Raw genomic sequence first — 18,532 nt, forward strand, 5'->3', positions numbered from 1 at the left:
ATGACACGATCCTCTGCTTCTCCAGCCGCGGTCGTCTGTACTGGATGAAAGTTTATCAGCTGCCGGAAGCGAGCCGCGGCGCGCGTGGCCGTCCAATCGTCAACCTGCTGCCGCTGGAAGTGAACGAACGTATCACCGCCATCCTGCCGGTACGCGAGTACGAAGAGGGCGTGAACGTCTTTATGGCGACCGCCAGCGGTACCGTGAAGAAAACCGCGCTGACCGAGTTCAGCCGCCCACGTTCCGCCGGGATCATCGCGGTGAACCTGAACGAAGGCGACGAGCTGATCGGTGTGGATCTGACCTCCGGTTCTGATGAAGTGATGCTGTTCTCTGCGGCCGGTAAAGTGGTGCGCTTTAAAGAGAACGCCGTCCGTGCAATGGGTCGTACCGCTACGGGTGTTCGTGGTATCAAACTGGCTGGCGAAGACAGCGTTGTTTCTCTGATTATTCCGCGCGGTGAAGGGGCTATCCTGACCGTGACGCAGAATGGTTACGGTAAACGTACGGCGGAAGGGGAATACCCAACCAAGTCTCGCGGCACGCAGGGCGTTATCTCTATCAAAGTGACCGAGCGCAACGGTTCCGTTGTGGGCGCGGTGCAGGTAGACGATGCCGACCAGATCATGATGATCACCGATGCCGGTACGCTGGTGCGTACCCGCGTGTCTGAGATCAGCGTGGTGGGGCGTAACACCCAGGGCGTGATCCTCATCCGTACAGCGGAAGATGAAAACGTGGTCGGTCTGCAGCGCGTTGCTGAGCCGGTGGATGACGAAGAGCTCGATTCCATCGACGGTAGCGTTGCGGAAGGCGATGATGATATCGCGCCGGAAGCCGACACCGACGATGACGTAGCGGATGACGCTGACGAGTAATGTCTCCTGATGCAAAAAAGGGCCGGATTCCGGCCCTTTTCTTTTGCACAAGCAGATAAGTCAACGTTGCGACCTGGCGCGTTTACCGCTACCTTAACCACATTCTTTTGACCCCGACGGCGGAGCCTCGCCCCCTTGAAATACCTCGTCTCCTTTCGTACTACGCTGAAAGTTTCTCGCTATCTGTTTCGGGCGCTGGCGCTCTTGCTCTGGCTGCTGGTGGCCTTGTTCTCGGTGTTTTACATCGTTAACGCGCTGCACCAGAAAGAAGCGGAGATCCGCCAGGAGTTTAACTTAAGCTCCGACCAGGCCCAGCGCTACATTCAGCGAACGTCTGACGTGATGAAGGAGCTGAAGTATATTGCCGAAAATCGTCTGACGGCGGAAAACGGCATCCTTGCGCTTCGCGGGCGGAATGACAATACCGAAGTCCCGGACTTCCAGCCGCTGTTCCCGGACTCCGATTGCTCCACCATGAGCAATACCTGGCGCGGGTCGCTGGAATCCCTTGCCTGGTTTATGCGCTACTGGCGCGACAATTTCTCCGCCGCCTATGACCTGAACCGCGTATTCCTGATTGGCAGTGAAAATCTCTGCATGGCTGACTTTGGCCTGCGCGACGTGCCCGTTGAGCGTGACGATGCGCTGAAAAGCCTGCATGAACGTATTGTGAAATACCGCAATGCGCCGCAGGACGAGCGCGGGAATAACATCTTCTGGGTTAGCCAGGGCCCGCGCCCGGGCGTGGGCTATTTCTACGCCCTGACGCCGGTATATCTCGGCAATCGCCTGCAGGCGCTGCTGGGGATTGAGCAGACCATTCGCATGGAAAACTTTTTCACCCCGGGCAGCCTGCCCATGGGGGTGACCATTCTGGATGAAAACGGTCATCAGCTGATCTCACTCGCCGGGCCGGATAACCGGTTAAACGTCGAACCGCACTGGATGCAGGAGCGGTCGTGGTTTGGCTATACCTCCGGCTTCCGCGAACTGGTGCTGAAGAAGAGCCTGCCGCCTTCGTCGCTGAGCATTGTCTACTCGGTGCCAGTGGACATGGTGCTTGAGCGGATACGCATTCTCATCATGAATGCCATTCTGCTGAACCTGATCGCGGGTGGGGCGCTGTTCACCCTGGCGCGCATGTATGAGCGGAAAATCTTTATTCCGGCCGAAAGCGACGCCCAGCGGCTGGAGGAACACGAGCAGTTTAACCGTAAGATTGTTGCCTCGGCACCGGTGGGGATCTGTATTCTGCGTACTCAGGACGGGACCAACATCCTGAGTAACGAGCTGGCGCATAACTACCTGAACATGCTGACGCATGAGGATCGGCAGAGGCTGACGCAAATTATCTGCGGCCAGCAGGTTAACTTTGTCGACGTGCTCACCAGCACGCACACCAACCTGCAGATCAGCTTTGTGCATTCCCGCTATCGCAATGAAAACGTGGCGATTTGCGTGCTGGTGGATGTCTCCGCGCGCGTGAAGATGGAAGAGTCGCTGCAGGAGATGGCGCAGGCCGCGGAGCAGGCCAGCCAGTCGAAATCCATGTTCCTTGCCACCGTCAGCCACGAGCTGCGAACGCCGCTGTACGGGATCATCGGTAACCTCGACCTGCTGCAGACCAAAGAGTTGCCGAAAGGGGTCGACAGGCTGGTGACGGCAATGAACAACTCCTCCAGCCTGCTGCTGAAAATCATCAGCGATATTCTCGACTTCTCTAAAATCGAGTCTGAGCAGCTGAAAATCGAACCGCGGGAGTTCTCGCCGCGCGAGGTGATGAACCACATCAGCGCCAACTATCTGCCGTTGGTGGTGCGTAAACAGCTGGGGCTCTACTGCTTTATCGAACCGGACGTGCCGCTGACGCTGCACGGCGATCCGATGCGCCTGCAGCAGGTCATCTCAAACCTGCTCAGCAACGCCATCAAATTCACCGACGTTGGCTGTATCGTGTTGCACGTTTGCCGGGCGGGGGATTACCTGAGCATTCGCGTGCGCGACACGGGCGTCGGCATCCCGGCGAAGGAAGTGGTCCGCCTGTTCGACCCGTTCTTCCAGGTCGGGACCGGCGTGCAGCGTAACTTCCAGGGCACCGGACTGGGGCTGGCGATTTGTGAGAAGCTCGTCAGCATGATGGACGGCGATATCTCTGTGGATACCGAGCCCGGCATGGGCAGCCAGTTCACCATCCGCATTCCGCTCTATTCGGCGCAGTATCCGGCTAAAGCGACGGTAGACGGGCTGAGCGACAAGCGCTGCTGGCTGGCGGTGCATAACGCCTCGCTGAATGACTACCTGACGGCGCTGCTTGCCCACAGTGGAGTCAGGGTGTGTCGCTATGAAGGTCAAACGCCGGATGTGGACGATGTGCTGATCGCCGACGAGATGCCGGAGCAGCCGTGGCAGGGGAGAGGGTCGGTGCTCTTCTGCCGTCGCCACATCGGCATTCCTGTCGAGCGTGCGCCTGGGGAATGGGTACACAGCGTTGCAACGCCGCACGAGCTGTTGAGCCTGCTGGCGCGCATCTACAAAGTGGAGCTGGAAGAGCGCGACGGCGCGGGCGGATTGCCGTCACCGGAGTCTCTGGCGTCGATAAATGACGATATGATGATTCTGGTGGTGGATGACCATCCGATTAACCGTCGCCTGCTGGCTGACCAGCTGGGATCGCTGGGCTACCAGTGCAAAACCGCCAATGACGGCGTGGATGCGCTGAATGTGCTGAGTAAAAATCATATTGATATCGTGCTTAGCGACGTCAACATGCCAAACATGGACGGCTACCGTCTGACGCAGCGCATCCGTCAGCTTGGCCTGACGCTGCCGGTAGTGGGCGTAACGGCGAACGCGCTGGCTGAAGAGAAACAGCGTTGTCTGGAGTCAGGCATGGACAGCTGTCTGTCGAAACCGGTGACGCTGGACGTGCTGAAGCAGACGTTGTCGATTTACGCGGATCGCGTGAGAAAAACCAGAATATAAAAAAGGCCCGCAAGGGCCTTTTCGCTTTTCAACCCTCTCCCCGCGGGAGAGGGACGGGGTGAGGGCATCAGGCCGCACACCCGTCCGGGATCAATCCTTGTCCGATGCGCTCAGCGTAACGGAGGAGAGATAGTTCAGCAGAGCAATATCGTTGTCCACGCCCAGCTTCATCATCGCTGATTTCTTCTGGCTGCTGATGGTTTTAATGCTGCGGTTCAGCTTCTTGGCAATCTCGGTCACCAGGAAACCTTCTGCGAACAGGCGCAGAACTTCACTCTCTTTCGGGGACAGGCGTTTGTCACCGTAGCCACCCGCGCTGATTTTTTCCAGCAGACGAGAGACGCTCTCAGGCGTGAACTTCTTGCCTTTCTGCAGCGCAGCGAGCGCTTTTGGCAGATCGGTCGGGGCGCCCTGTTTCAGCACAATCCCTTCAATGTCCAGATCCAACACCGCGCTCAGGATCGCCGGGTTGTTGTTCATGGTCAGAACAATGATCGAGATATCCGGGAAGTGACGTTTAATGTATTTGATGAGCGTGATCCCATCACCGTATTTGTCTCCAGGCATGGAGAGATCGGTAATGAGCACGTGTGCATCAAGCTTTGGGAGGTTATTGATCAGTGCTGTAGAGTCTTCAAATTCACCGACTACATTCACCCACTCGATCTGTTCAAGTGATTTGCGAATACCGAACAGTACAATCGGATGGTCATCGGCAATAATTACGTTCATATTGTTCATGTATAAGGCTACCTTGCTACAGCAAGCTTTTGACGTAGGCGTCAATGTCGCTGATGTATTTTTCAATGCCAGAGGCATCTTTCTCACGAATTAGATGTTCCAGCGTTTCACATAACTGCTTGCCGGGAACCAGATTAAGCATGGCAAACACCCCTTTAAGCCGGTGTGCTGTCTGTGCCAGCGCTGCAAAATCATTCGCAGCGGACTCAGTATACAACCGCTTAACATCATCTGGTACTGTATCAACAAAGAGTGAATAGTATCCGCTGGCGTGAAGCTCGGCATTTTCATTGCCGCCTAACGGTGATTCCGTTATCTCTTCCTGCGCCAGCTGCTCTTCTATTAGTTGTAGTACAGCTTCCTGCATCGCATTGCTTATATTAAAGTTGACGCGCAGCTGGCCAGGGCCGATTTTCCGCACGCCTGACTCATCATCGCTTAAAAGCAAGCCGGAGGCAGTAAGATTAGACGGATTATCAGTTAAAAACAGATCAAATTCTTGACTTGCAAGTCTTTCATCCGGCGTGATGCAGGCCGCTCCCCAGTTTTCTAACTGACGAACGACAATATTGCGGATCTCGTTCGAGGTCACATCGACCATCACCACGACGTCATCCAGCAGACGTTCTTCATCCTCTTCCTGCGGATTGGCCGCCATTTTCACATGCAGAGAATAGCGGGTGCCAAGGGATTCACGGGCTTTGATATTCAGGTGGCCGCCGAGCTTACGCGCCAGCTGATCGCACAGCCAGAAGGTCAGGGCATTGGCCTTGCCGTAGCGATCGCTCTGCGTGTCATTCAGGAACGGGAAGTGCAGATTATCAATTTCACTTGTTGTGACGCCTTCCCCGGTGTCCAGGATGCGGAACGTCAGACGGTCTTCTGCCGACTCCTCGGTGCTGACTTCAAGGGTGATCTTGCCGATCTGCGTGGTGGTCACGGCGTACTGAATAATCATCAGCAGAATGCGGCGCAGCGCTTCGCGATCGCCGTGGCGTTCGTCATTCGCAGGGAGATTGTTATTGATCAGCAGCTGCAGCCCTTTGCGCTTAATGACGGGCAGCACTTCCGGCACCACTTCATCGATCAGATCCTGAATGGAGAAGAGGGCTGGCGTTCCCTTCCAGAAATCATTCTCCAGCATGTTCGCCAGCTGGATCTCATCAACCATTCTGACCAGCGAATCGGCCTGGCAGGCAAGCTGGTGGCTTTCAGAGGTGTTTAACGCCGCCGCCTGGGTCGCCAGCGTTTTTAACGGCTGCTTGAAGGCATCGCCAATGTTCTGCATAAATGCGGCGCGCCCCTGCTGGTTTTTCTCATACAGCCTTTGCGCCTGCTTGAGCTTTTTATTGACCAGCACTTCGCGATCCTGGTCGCGAATAATGAAGATTTGCGTGCGGGGAGCCACCTGGCTGCGGAACTGACGGATCTCGTACAGTTCATTGTTGATGGTGGCCTGAATCACCCCCTGGTGTTGATCCGCCATGGTGGTGATGTTCTGCAGGTTAAGATGCGGCAGCAGATGGTCGGCAATTTTGTTGCTCATCACCGTACGATTCGCCTCCTGGTCGTGAACCAGGACCCCAAGCGGCAGCACGGAAACAATCTCTTCATTCAGTGCACGCAATACGCGCAGCTCATTGTTGGTACCGGCCGGAACCGCAGAGGCGTCGCTCTGACGCCCCGTCTGGAAACGGAAGGTGCTGTAGCCAAACAGCGCCAGCGCCAGCAGACCGATATTCAGCAGCAGAGGCAGCAGAATATTTTGCAGGGTGTCGAGCAACAGCGTGCCAAACGGCACCTGCCACACGAGACGCATGCCGGTCGAGTTCAGCGATGAGGCAATTTCGATTTTCGAGCCGTTAAAGGAGATCGATACGCTCTCTGCGGCCTCTTTGTCGGACGCCGCACGCATGTTCTGGGTGCTGCTGTCTGGCTCCAGGCGGAAGCTGTCGAGCGGCATATCCGGCGGGATTAAATCATTAATCGGTAAATCGAAGGCCACCACCGTCGCCAGATGCCCTGGCTGGTTGAACGTGGTGCGCAGGGTAAAATAATGACCGTTTTGCCAGGCCAGACGACGCAGGGAAGAGAAGCTCTCACGCTCATCAAGGGCGTTCGCCTGCTGCAGCATCTCTGCCCGGCGGGAATCGACGATGCTGCCCACGGTTGTCTCTTTAAAGCCGGACGAGAGATCTTTTAACGGCAGCGTAGAGATCAGGATCATGCTGTTGTCCTGACCGTTCAGATAGTACATCGACCACGGTACCGTTTCGGCACCCCAGAGGGTATCCAGATAGGTCGAAATACGCTGCGTCATCTCAAGCGTCGCGCTGTCGTGAGAGCCAAAGATGAGTGCCTCGGTCTTACGCTGCGGTTTTTCGAGATAATAGACATCCTGCTTAAGCCGCGTCTCCTGAAGTCCATCTCCGGACGAGGAGGTCGGGGCTGCCGCAATATTGTCGTAAATCTGCCAGGTGGCGTAGCGCCAGGTGTCTATGCGCTTGTGCACGGCGTGGGTGATATCCACGACCTGATAGCTCTTATCCTTCAGCCAGGCGTTAACCGCGCTTTGTACCATCACCCCCATGGTGACTAACAGCACAACGATCAAAAGAAGAAAGAAACGGGTGATGCTCCCGGGTAGAAGGGAGAATTTGCTCGGGGCGGTAGTTTCAGTCTGACTCATTGATATCTTTAACCCGTTATGGTCGTGCTCTGTGGCGATAGGGCAGTATAAAGGGTAATAACTGAATTTCCAGCGCGACAGTCCGGGAAGAGGCGACTTTTTCTCCGGACAATATCGGCGGCGGGTAGTGCAGAAAACATGTACAAACTCGCCATGCGCGTACAAATAATCGACCCATGCCGTCAATAAATAGCACGAATTAACAAGAAATTAAGTCTTGTACAAATTTATGGACTTCGAAGAATAACCGAAGAGAATTTAGTTAATAGTCGTTACAATTACGGTGCGGTAGCACAAAAAAAGAGAAGTTACGTAAAGAAAGGTAAAAAAAAACCGAATGCGGAGCATCCGGTTCAATTAGGGATAAACAGACATTCAAAACTGAATGACGGTAATAAATAAAGTTAATGATGATAGCGAGAGTTATTTTAGAGATTAGGTGCGATCTTGTTTTGTCATTCAGTGCTGTAACGGATTTTATTGTAACTCTTTGATGTGTATGTGGTGATTTTCCTGTTTGATTATAAGTGCTAATTTTCTAAGCTATTTGTGCTTTGTAAAAGTTCCTTGATATTTACATTTTGAAACATGTTGATGGGTAAATGAAACATCTTCAAAGTTTTCGTATCATATTCGCATTGGATTATTCTGTAATTTTGCGGAGAATGAAATTGCCGACTGGTTAATGAGGGTTAACCAGTAAGCAGTGGCAATTATAAGGCATATAACAGAGGGTTAATAAAATGAAAGTTAAAGTACTGTCCCTCCTGGTACCAGCACTCCTGGTGGCAGGCGCAGCAAATGCGGCCGAAATTTATAACAAAGATGGCAACAAATTAGATCTGTACGGTAAAGTCGATGGTCTGCACTATTTCTCTGACGACAAGAGTGCCGACGGCGACCAGACTTACATGCGTCTTGGCTTCAAAGGCGAAACTCAGGTTAACGATCAGCTGACCGGTTACGGCCAGTGGGAATACCAGATCCAGGGCAACACCTCTGAAAGTGACAACCAGGCCTGGACGCGTGTGGCGTTCGCGGGTCTGAAATTCGCTGACGCGGGTTCTTTCGATTATGGTCGTAACTACGGCGTAATCTACGACGTAACCTCCTGGACCGACGTTCTGCCAGAATTTGGCGGCGATACTTACGGTGCGGACAACTTCCTGCAGTCCCGTGCTAACGGCGTGGCGACCTACCGTAACCAGGACTTCTTTGGTCTGGTGGATGGCCTGAACTTTGCCCTGCAGTATCAGGGTAAAAACGGCAGCGTAAGCGGTGAAAACGACACCGGTCGTAGCACCCTGAAACAGAACGGCGACGGCTACGGTGCATCCCTGACCTATAACCTTGGCGAAGGCTTCAGCGTAGGTGGTGCGATGTCCTCCTCCAAACGTACCGCTGACCAGAACGCACCGGGCGTATACGGTAATGGCGATCACGCAGAAGTCTATACTGGTGGCCTGAAATACGATGCCAACAACATCTATCTGGCAGCGCAGTACTCTCAGACCTACAACGCAACCCGTTTCGGTACCTCTAACGGCAGCAGCCCGACTACCGCTTACGGCTTTGCTAACAAAGCGCAGAACTTCGAAGTGGTTGCTCAGTACCAGTTCGACTTTGGCCTGCGTCCGTCCGTGGCTTACCTGCAGTCTAAAGGGAAAGACATCGAAGGTTACGGCGATCAGGATCTGCTGAAATATGTTGATGTTGGTGCGACTTACTACTTCAACAAAAACATGTCCACCTACGTGGATTACAAAATCAACCTGGTTGATGAAAATGAATTCACCCGTCAGGCGGGTATCGGTACTGACGATATCGTCGCGCTGGGTCTGGTTTACCAGTTCTAATCGCTTCATCGTGTGACGTAAGGGGCCTGCTGGCCCCTTTTTTGTGCCTCGCAGATTCTCACAACTCACCCGTTTTGGTGTACTCTTGCCGCCCTGGCATGAGGATAATAATGAATGGACATGACTTTTTTACGCGCCAGCTTTCTGGCTATGCTTTTTTTCCTGACCGCGTGTGACGATTCCGCGCCCGTGGCGAAAGCCGACGCACCCGCCGCGACGGTGCTCGAAGGCAAAACGATGGGCACCTTCTGGCGCGTCAGCGTGATGAACCTCGATAAAACACGCACAGATGAGCTACGCGGCAAAATCCAGTCTCAGCTGGATGCCGACGATCAGCTGCTCTCAACCTATAAAAATGACTCGGCGCTGATGCGCTTTAACCTCTCCACCAGCACCTCCCTGTGGCCGGTGAGCGAGGCGATGGCCGATATCGTGACCGAATCTATACGCGTGGGTTATAAAACCAACGGCGCGATGGATGTGACCGTCGGACCCCTGGTAAACCTCTGGGGATTTGGACCTAACAAACAGCCGGTGACCACGCCCGAACAGGCGGCCATTGATGACGCCCGCGCCCGGACAGGGCTGCAGCATCTGACGGTGATCAATCAGTACGGACAACAGTACCTGCAAAAGGATATCCCCGATCTGTTTGTCGATCTGTCGACGGTAGGGGAAGGCTATGCGGCGGATCATCTTGCAGCGCTGATGGCCCAGGAAGGCATTTCCCGCTATCTGGTCTCCGTGGGCGGCGCGCTAGTCAGCCGGGGGATGAACGCCAGCGATAAGCCGTGGCGCGTAGCGATTCAAAAACCGACCGATCGGCAAAATGCCGTGCAGGCGATAGTGGATATCAACGGACATGGCATCAGTACCTCCGGGAGCTATCGTAACTATTACGAGCTTGACGGGAAGCGTATTTCGCATGTTATCGATCCGCAGACCGGCCGTCCCATCACGCATAATCTGGTCTCGGTGACGGTCATCGCCCCAACCGCGCTGGAAGCGGATGCCTGGGATACTGGCTTAATGGTTCTCGGCCCGGAAAAAGCCAAAGAGGTAGTTCGTCAGGAAGGGCTGGCGGTTTATATGATCACCAAAGAGGGCGACGGGTTCAAAACCTGGAGCTCGCCGCAGTTCAATAGCTTCCTTGTGCGCGACAAAAATTAAAAAGCAAGGTTGCGGGTTTTTTATCACTAGCACTCAGGCACGCTCTATGTATGCTTACATGAGGAGCCGATAATGAGAAACTCAACCTTTATTACCGATGAGGATCGCTGGCAGGCCGTGCTGGCCCGCGATCCGCTCGCTGACGAACAGTTTGTCTTCGCCGTGCAGACGACGGGTATTTTCTGCCGCCCGTCATGCCGCGCCCGCCACGCGCTGCGTAAAAACGTCCGCTTTTATCCCGATGCCCACCATGCCGTTCAGGCAGGGTTTCGCCCGTGCAAGCGCTGCATGCCGGACAAACGCGATCCGCAGGCGCAGAAGCTGGCAAAAGTGGAACACGCCTGCCGTCTTCTGGAGCAGGATCCCACGCTAACCCTGGAGAGGCTGGCGCAGCAGGTGGCCATGAGTCCTTTCCATTTCCACCGTCTGTTTAAGTCCGCGACCGGCATGACGCCAAAAGCCTGGCAGCAGGCGGCGCGAGGCCAGCGCCTGCGCACCGCGCTTGCACAGGGTGACAAAATTACCGACGCCGTGCTGGCAGCGGGCTTTCCCGACAGCAGCAGCTATTATCGTAAAGCCAACGATGCGCTGGGCATGACGGCGAAGCAGTACCGCAAAGGGGATGCGGCAGTGCGTTATGCCATCAGCGACTGCTCGTTAGGACGCTGTCTGGTTGCGGAAAGCGAGCGGGGGATCTGCGCGATCCTGCTGGGTGACAGCGATGAAGAATTAGCCGAAGAGCTTGCCGCGCATTTTCCAAAAGCAGCGCATGCGCCGCTGGAAGAGGATTTCGCACAGCGGATCCAGCAGGTGATTGCCAGTATTGATAACCGCGATGTACCACTTGCGCTGCCGCTGGATATTCGCGGAACCGCGTTCCAGCAGCGCGTCTGGCAGGCCCTTCGCAACATTCCCTGCGGCGAAACGGCAAGTTACCGGCAGGTGGCGCAGGCGATTGGCCAGCCCAGTGCGGTACGCGCCGTTGCCGGAGCCTGTGCGGCAAACACGCTGGCGATTGTGATCCCCTGTCATCGCGTGGTTCGGAACGACGGCGCGCTGTCGGGTTACCGTTGGGGCTCGGCGCGAAAGGCGCTATTACTGAAACGTGAGGCGAAACGCCAGGAGGGATAATGCTCGATCTTTTTGCGGATGCTGAACCCTGGCAGGAGCCGCTTGCTCCGGGAGCGGTGATCCTGCGCCGTTTTGCACTCTCCCGTGCGGCGGCGCTTCTTGCCGGTATCGACGAGGTGACGGCGGTTTCGCCATTTCGCCATATGGTGACGCCGGGCGGCTACACCATGTCGGTGGCCATGGCCAACTGCGGCGAACTGGGCTGGGCGACGAACGAGCGGGGCTATCTGTATGCTCCGAACGATCCCGCTACCGGCCAGCCGTGGCCCGCGATGCCCGCGATTTTTCAGTCTCTCTGCCACGAGGCCGCCGTGGCAGCGCAGTATCCTGACTTCCGGCCGGATGCCTGCCTGATCAACCGCTACGCCGTTGGCGCGAAGCTCTCGCTGCATCAGGACAAGGATGAACCCGATCTTCGCGCGCCTATCGTCTCGGTATCGTTAGGTTTGCCTGCCGTCTTCCAGTTTGGGGGATTACGCCGCAACGACCCGCTCAAGCGCATTATGCTGGAACATGGCGATGTGGTGGTGTGGGGCAGGGAGTCGCGGCTTTATTATCACGGCATTCAGCCGCTGAAGCCCGGGATCCACCCGCTCACGGGCGAGTACCGTTTCAACCTGACCTTCCGTCAGGCGGGGTACAGTAAACTAAAATAAGAATTATTCTTGATGTACACGCAGGGCAGTTTACACTGCTGGCTGATTTTTATTGTCCGGATTGCCTGCATGCAACTACTTCTCCTCGTCTGGCGTCAGTATCGCTGGCCCTTCATCGCAGTAATGGCGTTAAGCCTCGCCAGCGCCGCGCTGGGTATTGGCCTGATCGCGTTTATTAACGTGCGGTTGATTGAAATGGTCGATACCTCGCTCTCCGTTCTGCCGGAGTTTCTCGGCCTGCTGCTCCTGCTGATGGCGGTTACGCTCGGTTCCCAGCTGGCGCTGACCACGCTCGGGCACCATTTCGTTTTCCGTTTGCGCAGTGAGTTTATCAAGCGGATCCTGGACACCCAGGTTGAGCGCGTTGAGCAGCTCGGCAGCGCATCCCTGCTGGCGGGGCTGACCAGCGACGTGCGCGCCATTACCATCGCGTTCGTTCGGCTGCCGGAGCTGGTGCAGGGGATCATTCTGACCTTTGGCTCGGCTGCCTATCTCGCCTGGCTCTCCAGCAAAATGCTGGCGGTGACCGCTCTGTGGATTGTCATTACCATCTGGGGCGGCTTTATGCTGGTGTCGCGCGTCTACAAACACATGGCGGTGCTGCGCGAAACCGAAGATAAGCTTTATAACGATTACCAGACGGTGCTGGAAGGGCGCAAAGAGCTCACCCTGAACCGCGAGCGCGCCGAGCATATCTTTAATCATCTCTATATCCCGGACGCGCGCGAATACCGTCATCATATTATTCGTGCCGATACCTTCCACCTGAGCGCGGTGAACTGGTCTAACATCATGATGCTGGGCGCCATTGGCCTGGTATTCTGGATGGCGAACGGCCTGGGCTGGGCCGACACCAACGTAGCGGCAACTTACTCGCTGACGCTGCTGTTTTTACGCACGCCGCTGCTCTCGGCGGTCGGCGCGTTGCCCACCTTACTGAGTGCGCAGGTGGCCTTTAATAAGCTCAAAAAATTCGATCTCGCGCCGTTCAAAGCCGAATTCCCGCGCCCGCAGGCCTTCCCGAACTGGCAGACGCTGGAGCTGCGTAACGTGACGTTCCGCTATCAGGACAGCGCCTTCTCCGTGGGGCCGGTCAACCTGACGATCCGCCGCGGCGAGCTGCTGTTCCTGATTGGCGGCAACGGCAGCGGTAAATCTACGCTGGCGATGTTGCTGACCGGACTCTACCAGCCGCAGTCGGGCGAGATTTTGCTGGACGGCAAGGCGCTGAGCGCGGAGAAGCCCGAGGATTACCGCAAGCTTTTCTCGGCGGTGTTCACCGACGTCTGGCTGTTCGATCGGCTGCTGGGGCCGGAAGGGCAACAGGCCAATCCGGCGCTGGTGGAAAAATGGCTGGCGCAGCTGCAGATGTCGCACAAGCTGGAATTACAGGGCGGGAAGATCCTCAACCTGAAGCTCTCCAAAGGGCAGAAAAAGCGCGTGGCGCTGCTGCTGGCGCTGGCGGAAGAGCGTGACATCATCCTGCTGGACGAGTGGGCTGCGGATCAGGACCCGCATTTCCGCCGCGAGTTTTATCAGGTGCTGCTGCCGCTGATGCAGGAGATGGGCAAAACCATTTTCGCCATCAGCCACGACGATCACTACTTCATTCATGCTGACCGCCTGCTGGAGATGCGTGACGGCAAGCTGAGCGAGCTGACCGGTGAAGAGCGAGATGCGGCCTCGCGTGACGCGGTAGCGCGTACGGCCTGATGCCCTCACCCTAACCCTCTCCCACAGGGAGAGGGGATAGATCGTGGCCGTAATGACGCTTTTTTCTCCATCCCGTCCCGTTGTTTATTCTTATTTACATATCCCCGCGCTATGCTTAACCCCAACTCATTTAATGGATTTATGATTGATGTCGGTATTAAAGAAAAACAGCGCCAGACAGCGTGACCAGGAGCGCGCGCGACTCATCTGGCTTCTCACGACCGATAAAGCGGTCACTTCTACGCTATTAGGCAAACTCACCCTGGCTGAGCAATATGATGTCGGCACCCTGGCCGACGATATTGCTGAGGTAGGTGCGCTGGTTGCTCATTTACCCCCGCCAGATCTGGCGGATACCCTTGAAGCGCTTCCCTCGGAAGAACGCCACGCCCTGTGGCGTCTGGTGCAGGATCACGAGCGCGGGCAGGTGCTGCTTGAGGCCTCCGAAAACGTCTGGGACGACCTGATCGACGAGATGAGCGACCGGGATATTCTCGACGCGGTGCAAACCCTGGATATCGACGAGCAGATTTACCTCGTTCAGCACCTGCCGCGAAACCTGACCGGCCGCCTGCTGGCGTCACTGCCTGCGGAGGAGCGGGCGCGCGTGCGTCAGGTGATGCACTACGAGAAAAACAGCGTCGGCGCGATCATGGAGTTCGGCGTTATCACGGTGCGCCCGGACGTGACGCTCGGTACCGTGCAGCGCTATCTGCGTCGCCTGGGCAAAATGCCGGACAACACCGATAAACTGTTTGTCACCTCCCGGGATAAAACCCTGCTTGGCGAACTTGAGCTGAAAACCATCCTGCTCAACAGCACCCAGCGGAAGGTGAGCGAGGTGATGGAAAACGAGCCGATGGTCTTCTCCCCGGAAGACGACGCGGAGAAAGCGGCGCGTACCTTCGAGCGTGACGACCTGGTGAGTGCCGCCGTCGTGGATTCCGTCGGCAAACTGATGGGGCGTCTGACCATCGATGAGATCGTTGACGTGGTCTATGAAGAAACCGACAACGACCTGCGCGCGCTCGGCGGGATCAGCGCCGAAGATGACGTCCATGCCTCCGTCGGCAAGGCGGTAAAAACGCGCTGGGCGTGGCTGGCCATTAACCTGTGTACCGCGTTTATCGCCTCCCGGGTGATTGACGGTTTTGAACACACCATTTCTCAGCTGGTGGCGCTGGCCTCGCTGATGCCGATTGTGGCCGGAATCGGCGGCAACACCGGAAACCAGACCATCACCATGATCGTCCGCGCGCTGGCGCTGGAAAATATTCAGCCAGGTAACTTCGCCTTTCTGATCTTCAGGGAGATGGGCGTGGCGCTGATCAACGGCCTGGTGTGGGGCGGCATTATGGGCGGCATCACCTGGTGGCTGTATGACGATATGGCCCTGGGCGGCGTGATGATGCTGGCGATGGTGCTGAACCTGCTGGTGGCATCAATGATGGGGGTCATTATCCCGCTGACGATGACCAAACTGGGGCGCGACCCCGCGGTGGGGTCGAGCGTGATGATCACCGCCATCACCGATACCGGCGGTTTCTTTATTTTTCTTGGGCTGGCGACGATTTTTCTTCTTTAAGCCGACGCTTAATGCGGGCGGGGAGGAGTGCCATGACGATAATCCCGCCCAGCACGCCAATCGCCAGATTGCCGGTTGATACCGTGGCGGCAACGGTCACCAGCATGACGACCGTTTCTGCTATCGGGGCTGTTTTCACCGTGGCTGGCTGAAGGCTGTGCCAGCTGAAGGTTTTGACGGCGACAATCGCCATAATGCCCGCCAGCACCGCCATCGGGATTTTGGCCATCACGTCGCTGAGCGCCGTCACCAGGATCAGCAGCACAATGCCCGCCGCAAAGGTTGAAATGCGGCTTCGACCTTTCCCCATCTCCACGTTGACGATGGTTTGTCCGATCATCGCGCAGCCAGCAATCCCCCCGTAAAATCCGGCCAGGATATTGCCGACGCCTAATCCAATGCTTTCGCGGCGTTTACTGGACGGCGTTGCGGTCAGCTCATCCACCAGCTTTGCCGTCAGCAGGGATTCCAGCAGGCCGACAAACGCGATGCTCAGCGCGCACGGCCAGATAATGCTCAGCGTCTGCACATTGAGCGGGACCAGCAGCTCGGTAAGACCCGGCAAACCGCCGCTCATGGAGCCTTCATCGCCCACGGTCGGCAGGATTTGACCGGTTGAAACGGTGAACAAGGTAAGCACAACAATCGCAATCAGCGGGGAAGGGATGCTTTTGATATAGCGCGGCACCCACAGCACAATCAGCAGCGTCAGGACGAACAGGCCCACAATCAGCGGGCTTCGGCTCCAGAAATGCGGCACCTGAGCGAAGAAGATCAAAATGCCCAGGGCGTTAACAAATCCGGTCATGACCGACTGGGGGATAAAGCGCATCAGTCTTGCCATGCCCAGCATGCCAAACAAAATCTGAATCACGCCCGCCATCAGCACGGCGGGAAGTATGTACTGTACGCCGTGCTGATGCACCATCGGGCCAATGACCAGCGCCACGGACCCGGCCGCTGCCGTGACCATCGCCGGACGGCCCCCGAGTACAGACAGGGCAAGACACAGCACCACGGAGGCGATCAGGCTGACCTTCGGGTCAACGCCCGCCACCACGGAAAATGAGATAACCTCGGGGATCAGCGCCAGGGCGGTAATCACGCCTGCCAGCGTTTCACGCGTCAGCTGCTTAGGGGAACGCAGCACGTTGGCTACGCGGTCTTCGGGGGATACAGCAGAATGGGGTAGGGACATAACAGTTCGCTGGTTAGGGCAGGCTTCCGTGCGCGCGATCACAAAACGCAACATACTATCCAGTAAAACCGCGCTTTACCAGACGCATCGATAATTCCTCACAAACAATCCATCATTAAATTTCACAATTACAATAATTTCGTAACCTTTAAACAATATTTAAAAGTTGTTACCGTGCCCCCGCAGCTTTTTTCACCTGCAATTTCCACGCATCAAGCACTTTTACACTAAGGCATAAATTATGAAAAAAATGACTGCCATGCTCTTTTCTCTGGCCGTGGGGCTTAACACCGTCTCCATGGCGGCGAAAGCTGACGCACCAAAAGAGCAGGAAACGGACGTCCTTTTAATTGGTGGCGGTATCATGAGCGCCACGCTGGGAACCTATCTGCAAGAACTGCAGCCGGACTGGTCTATGACCATGGTCGAGCGCCTTGATGGCGTGGCGCAGGAGAGTTCGAACGGATGGAATAACGCCGGTACCGGACATTCGGCACTCATGGAACTGAACTATACGCCGCAGAAAAAGGACGGTTCCATTAGTATCGAGAAGGCGGTAGAGATCAACGAAGCATTCCAGGTTTCTCGCCAGTTCTGGTCTCATCAGGTCAACAGCGGCGTGATGCACGACCCGCACTCCTTCATCAACACCGTGCCGCACATGAGCTTTGTGTGGGGCGAACAGAACGTCAACTTCCTGCGCGCGCGCTACGCCGCTCTGCAGCAGAGCACGCTGTTCCGCGGGATGAAATACTCTGAAGACCACGCGCAGATTAAAGAGTGGGCTCCGCTGGTCATGGAAGGTCGTGACCCGAACCAGAAAGTGGCGGCGACCCGTACCGAAATTGGTACCGACGTTAACTACGGTGAAATCACCCGTCAGCTGGTGACGTCTCTGAAGAAAAAAGAGAACTTCAACCTGCAGCTCAGCACCGAAGTGCGCGGTTTCAAGCGCAACGCGGATAACAGCTGGAGCGTGACCGTTGCCGATCTGAAAAACAACGAAGCCGAGCACGTCATCAAGGCGAAGTTTGTCTTTATCGGTGCGGGCGGCGCGGCGCTGAAGCTGCTGCAGGAGTCCGGTATTCCGGAAGCGGACGACTACGCGGGCTTCCCGGTCGGCGGCCAGTTCCTGGTGTCAGAAAACCCGGAAGTGGTGAACCGTCATCTGGCAAAAGTGTACGGCCAGGCTTCTGTTGGCGCACCGCCGATGTCTGTTCCGCACATCGACACCCGTATGCTTGACGGTAAGCGCGTGGTGCTGTTTGGGCCGTTCGCGACCTTCTCCACCAAGTTCCTGAAAAACGGCTCCCTGTGGGATCTGCTGAGCGCAACCACCACCTCTAACGTCAAGCCGATGATGGACGTGGGGCTGGATAACTTCGATCTGGTGAAATACCTGATTAGCCAGGTGATGCTCTCTGACGACGACCGTTTCGAGGCGCTGAAAGAGTACTATCCGCAGGCGAAGAAAGAAGACTGGCGTCTGTGGCAGGCGGGTCAGCGCGTACAGATCATCAAGCGCGATCCGAAAGAGGGTGGCGTGCTGCGTCTGGGTACCGAAGTGGTAAGCGATAAGGATGGCACCATTGCCGCGCTGCTGGGTGCGTCACCGGGCGCGTCTACCGCTGCGCCAATCATGCTGCACCTGATGGAAAAAGTGTTTAAAGACAAAGTCGCCAGCCCGGAATGGCAGGCGAAGCTGAAAACCATTATTCCATCCTACGGCACGAAGCTGAACGGCAACGTGAGCGCGACGGAGCAGGAGCTGGAATACACCAGCCGCGTTCTGCAGCTGCAATACATCAAGCCACAGGCTGCGGATGCTGCGCCAAAAGCGGAGCTGAAGCCTCAGCCGGAAAACAAACCGGTTGCGGATATCGCGCTGTAAGATAAAAGCAAAACGGTAACATCCGTTACCGTTTTAGTGTTT

Annotated in this window: 12 protein-coding genes; 9 read left to right on the forward strand and 3 right to left on the reverse strand. The window is 56.2% G+C overall.

The features are described 5' to 3' along the window. A partial coding sequence (locus DEO48_RS19955) for a DNA gyrase C-terminal beta-propeller domain-containing protein (RefSeq protein ID WP_309136834.1) occupies positions 1-878 on the forward strand: 878 nt, incomplete at its 5' end. Between the two features lie 135 nt (positions 879-1,013). Then, positions 1,014-3,860, forward strand: a complete 2,847-nt coding sequence (gene rcsC / locus DEO48_RS19960; RefSeq protein WP_109846099.1) for a two-component system sensor histidine kinase RcsC — start codon at positions 1,014-1,016, stop codon at positions 3,858-3,860. Between the two features lie 90 nt (positions 3,861-3,950). On the opposite strand, the gene rcsB is transcribed toward rcsC, so the two are convergent. Then, positions 3,951-4,601: a response regulator transcription factor RcsB gene (gene rcsB / locus DEO48_RS19965; protein ID WP_006176468.1), complete on the reverse strand. Its 651-nt coding sequence runs from the start codon at positions 4,599-4,601 to the stop codon at positions 3,951-3,953. Between the two features lie 16 nt (positions 4,602-4,617). After that, entirely contained in the window at positions 4,618-7,290 is a 2,673-nt protein-coding gene (gene rcsD / locus DEO48_RS19970) for a phosphotransferase RcsD (protein WP_023312509.1), read from the reverse strand. A gap of 743 nt (positions 7,291-8,033) precedes the next feature. Here rcsD and DEO48_RS19975 point away from each other — a divergent pair. From DEO48_RS19975 to mgtE, 6 genes are all read left to right on the forward strand, one after another. Continuing rightward, positions 8,034-9,146, forward strand: a complete 1,113-nt coding sequence (locus DEO48_RS19975; RefSeq protein WP_045402762.1) for a porin OmpC — start codon at positions 8,034-8,036, stop codon at positions 9,144-9,146. Positions 9,147-9,260: 114 nt separating this feature from the next. Beyond that, complete coding sequence (gene apbE, locus DEO48_RS19980) at positions 9,261-10,316, forward strand: FAD:protein FMN transferase ApbE (protein WP_023312507.1); 1,056 nt, start codon at positions 9,261-9,263, stop codon at positions 10,314-10,316. 72 nt (positions 10,317-10,388) lie between these two features. Next, positions 10,389-11,447, forward strand: a complete 1,059-nt coding sequence (gene ada, locus DEO48_RS19985) for a bifunctional DNA-binding transcriptional regulator/O6-methylguanine-DNA methyltransferase Ada (RefSeq protein WP_109846100.1) — start codon at positions 10,389-10,391, stop codon at positions 11,445-11,447. Continuing rightward, positions 11,447-12,103 carry a DNA oxidative demethylase AlkB gene (gene alkB, locus DEO48_RS19990; protein WP_109846101.1) on the forward strand — a complete coding sequence of 219 codons (657 nt, stop codon included), beginning with the start codon at positions 11,447-11,449 and terminating at the stop codon, positions 12,101-12,103. Before ada ends, alkB begins: the two co-directional genes overlap by 1 nt. A gap of 69 nt (positions 12,104-12,172) precedes the next feature. After that, the gene (locus DEO48_RS19995; protein ID WP_109846111.1) at positions 12,173-13,816 is read left to right on the forward strand and encodes a multidrug ABC transporter permease/ATP-binding protein; all 1,644 of its coding nucleotides are present in this window, start codon (positions 12,173-12,175) and stop codon (positions 13,814-13,816) included. Between the two features lie 148 nt (positions 13,817-13,964). Then, entirely contained in the window at positions 13,965-15,401 is a 1,437-nt protein-coding gene (mgtE, locus tag DEO48_RS20000; RefSeq protein WP_109846102.1) for a magnesium transporter, read from the forward strand. Here mgtE and DEO48_RS20005 read toward each other — a convergent pair. Beyond that, complete coding sequence (locus DEO48_RS20005; RefSeq protein WP_109846103.1) at positions 15,364-16,653, reverse strand: SulP family inorganic anion transporter; 1,290 nt, start codon at positions 16,651-16,653, stop codon at positions 15,364-15,366. The genes mgtE and DEO48_RS20005 overlap by 38 nt on opposite strands. A 187-nt stretch (positions 16,654-16,840) precedes the next feature. On the opposite strand from DEO48_RS20005, the gene mqo reads away from it, so the two are divergent. After that, a complete protein-coding gene (mqo, locus tag DEO48_RS20010) occupies positions 16,841-18,490 on the forward strand; it encodes a malate dehydrogenase (quinone) (protein ID WP_029740950.1) in 1,650 nt (549 codons plus the stop codon). The last annotated feature ends 42 nt before the right edge of the window (positions 18,491-18,532 follow it).

It is taken from the genome of Enterobacter sp. CGMCC 5087, from assembly GCF_003144775.1.
Lineage (GTDB): Bacteria > Pseudomonadota > Gammaproteobacteria > Enterobacterales > Enterobacteriaceae > Enterobacter > Enterobacter cloacae_M.

Bases quoted from the DNA above. Each gene is read 5' to 3' on its own strand.
- DEO48_RS20005 (WP_109846103.1), bottom strand. From the start codon at position 16,653: ATGTTGCGTTTTGTGATCGCGCGCACGGAAGCCTGCCCTAACCAGCGA.
- rcsB (WP_006176468.1), bottom strand. From the start codon at position 4,601: ATGAACAATATGAACGTAATTATTGCCGATGACCATCCGATTGTACTG.
- ada (WP_109846100.1), top strand. From the start codon at position 10,389: ATGAGAAACTCAACCTTTATTACCGATGAGGATCGCTGGCAGGCCGTG.
- DEO48_RS19995 (WP_109846111.1), top strand. From the start codon at position 12,173: ATGCAACTACTTCTCCTCGTCTGGCGTCAGTATCGCTGGCCCTTCATC.
- rcsD (WP_023312509.1), bottom strand. From the start codon at position 7,290: ATGAGTCAGACTGAAACTACCGCCCCGAGCAAATTCTCCCTTCTACCC.
- mgtE (WP_109846102.1), top strand. From the start codon at position 13,965: ATGTCGGTATTAAAGAAAAACAGCGCCAGACAGCGTGACCAGGAGCGC.
- apbE (WP_023312507.1), top strand. From the start codon at position 9,261: ATGGACATGACTTTTTTACGCGCCAGCTTTCTGGCTATGCTTTTTTTC.
- alkB (WP_109846101.1), top strand. From the start codon at position 11,447: ATGCTCGATCTTTTTGCGGATGCTGAACCCTGGCAGGAGCCGCTTGCT.
- mqo (WP_029740950.1), top strand. From the start codon at position 16,841: ATGAAAAAAATGACTGCCATGCTCTTTTCTCTGGCCGTGGGGCTTAAC.
- DEO48_RS19975 (WP_045402762.1), top strand. From the start codon at position 8,034: ATGAAAGTTAAAGTACTGTCCCTCCTGGTACCAGCACTCCTGGTGGCA.